The organism is Pedobacter sp. 01T416_2 (assembly GCF_056398925.1).
In genome coordinates, this window is sequence record NZ_JBFTQI010000884.1 from 1 (window position 1) to 2,285 (window position 2,285).

A 2,285-nucleotide genomic window follows, 5' to 3' on the forward strand; every position below is an offset into this window, starting at 1 on the left:
CACAATCAAATGCAATCAAATGCCCTGACTTTATTACAAAATTCAATAAAATATGACCTGACTTTGTTACAAAAAAATACTATATTTGGGTTGACTTTGTTACAAAATAAAAAATAATGGCATTTAAACGATCCATTGAAGAAAACTTAACTCAATGGAAAAACAGCAAAAATAGGAAACCTCTAATTATTCGAGGGGCACGTCAGGTAGGAAAAACAACACTGATCAAGGACTTTGCGAAAAACTATCCTAATACTATTTTTCTTAATCTGGAGAAGCCTGCACACCGTCAATATTTTGATGATTTTGAAGATGTACAAAGTATTGTTGAAGCACTATTGCTGGGACATGGGATTCAATCAGATAAGATAGCTGAAACTTTGCTCTTTGTTGATGAAATTCAGGAAAGTGCGAAAGCTATACAAATGCTAAGGTATTTTTACGAAGAAATTCCTGAACTGCATGTAATCAGTGCAGGCTCTCTTTTGGAGTTTGTATTACAAAAAGTAAAAAGTTTTCCGGTTGGCAGAGTCGAATTTTTATACTTATATCCTTTAAATTTTCAAGAATACCTTCAAGCTAACCAAAAAGATGATCTATTAAAATATCTGCTTCAAACCCCTGTAAAAGCCGTTGCGCATAAATTATTATTAAAAGCCTTTCATAGATATGCCATTATCGGAGGCATGCCTGAAATAATAAAAACCGATTCAGAAGAACATAACCTTTCAGATCTGCCTATTGTTTACGAAAGCATTTGGGCAACTTACAAGAATGACATAGAAAAATACACCCAGAATGATACAGCGAGAAGAACGATTAACCATATAATAGGTACTGCTCATCTTTTTCTCGATAAGCGTGTTGTTTTTCAAGGTTTCGGCAATTCGAACTATAAATCAAGAGAGGTTGGAGAGGCTTTTAGGATATTAGATGATGCAAAAATTATCCGGTTAATATACCCATCTACCAATACTGAAGTCCCAATTATTCCTGATTTAAAAAAATCACCAAGACTACAATTTTTAGACACAGGATTAGTCAACTACTCATTRGGTATCCAAGGAGAAATGCTTGCTTTAGATGATTTAAGTTCAGCTTACAAAGGAGCCGTTATTCCACATTTATTTACTCAGGAACTGATTTCAGTTGAGCGTATATCTTCTCATAAGCCTAATTTTTGGGTAAGAGAAAAAAAACAGTCTGATGCAGAAGTTGATTTAATTTATGCCTATAAAAAGATTGTAATACCGATTGAAATAAAATCGGGCAGTACGGGAAGCTTAAGATCGCTTCATCAATTCATAGATGCCTCAGAACATCCTTTTGCCATTAGGGTATATGGAGGCGAGTTTAAGCTTGAAAAAACAATTACTCCAGCAGGCAAGCCATATCTCTTATTAAACCTTCCATACTATCTGGGGACACGCATAGCAGAATATTCTTCTTGGCTAACAGAACAAAACCTATAATACTATCGAAATCTTCTTTCTTCCACCCTTATTTGTTATACCAAAAAAATAGCCTCCCGATTTTCATCGAAAGGCCATTTCTATTGATTCTTTAAAGAATGCTTATTCAGCTACTACTTCAAAAGGAACCTGAACTTTAACTTCTTTGTGTAAGTTTAAGTTAGCAACATATTCGCCAACAAATTTAGGTTCAGTTTCGAAAGTAATACGACGACGGTCTACATCAAAGCCTTGTGCTTTTAATGCTTCAGCAATCTGGATGGTGTTAACCGCTCCGAAGATTTTTCCGCTTTCGCCTGCTTTAGCACCAATTGAAAGTTTAACATCAGTTAAACGCTCAGCAACACCTTCAGCATCTTTCTTAATTTTATCTTGTTTAAAAGCAGCTTGCTTCAAGTTTTCAGCTAAAACTTTTTTAGCAGAAGAAGTAGCTAATGCTCCAAATCCTTGAGGGATTAAATAGTTACGGCCATAACCTGGCTTTACTGTAACTACATCATCTTTCTCACCAAGGCCTTTAATATCTTGTTTTAAAATAATTTCCATATCTCTAGCCTCCTATTTTAATTGATCAGCAACGAAAGGTAACAAACCGATGTGACGGGCACGTTTAACTGCCTGAGCCACTTTACGTTGGAATTTTAACGAAGTACCAGTTAAACGGCGTGGTAATAATTTACCTTGATCGTTAATAAATTTCAACAAGAAATTTGCATCCTTGTAATCGATGTATTTAATTCCGTTTTTCTTGAAACGGCAATATTTTTTACGGTTATCCTCTACTTTAGGGGCAGTTACGTATTGTATTTGTTC

At 35.0% G+C, this 2,285-nt stretch carries 3 protein-coding genes; 1 reads left to right on the forward strand and 2 read right to left on the reverse strand.

Features of this window, described 5'->3' with window-relative positions:
* Nucleotides 1-116: 116 nt before the first annotated feature.
* Complete coding sequence (locus tag AC1DPQ_RS25375) at nucleotides 117-1,472, forward strand: ATP-binding protein (protein ID WP_477611263.1); 1,356 nt, start codon at nucleotides 117-119, stop codon at nucleotides 1,470-1,472.
* A 102-nt stretch (nucleotides 1,473-1,574) separates the two neighbouring features.
* Here AC1DPQ_RS25375 and rplI read toward each other — a convergent pair whose 3' ends face one another.
* Nucleotides 1,575-2,018 carry a 50S ribosomal protein L9 gene (rplI, locus tag AC1DPQ_RS25380; RefSeq protein ID WP_029277406.1) on the reverse strand — a complete coding sequence of 148 codons (444 nt, stop codon included), beginning with the start codon at nucleotides 2,016-2,018 and terminating at the stop codon, nucleotides 1,575-1,577.
* A 12-nt stretch (nucleotides 2,019-2,030) separates the two neighbouring features.
* Nucleotides 2,031-2,285: 30S ribosomal protein S18 (gene rpsR / locus AC1DPQ_RS25385; protein ID WP_477611264.1), on the reverse strand; the 255-nt coding region annotated here is incomplete at its 5' end.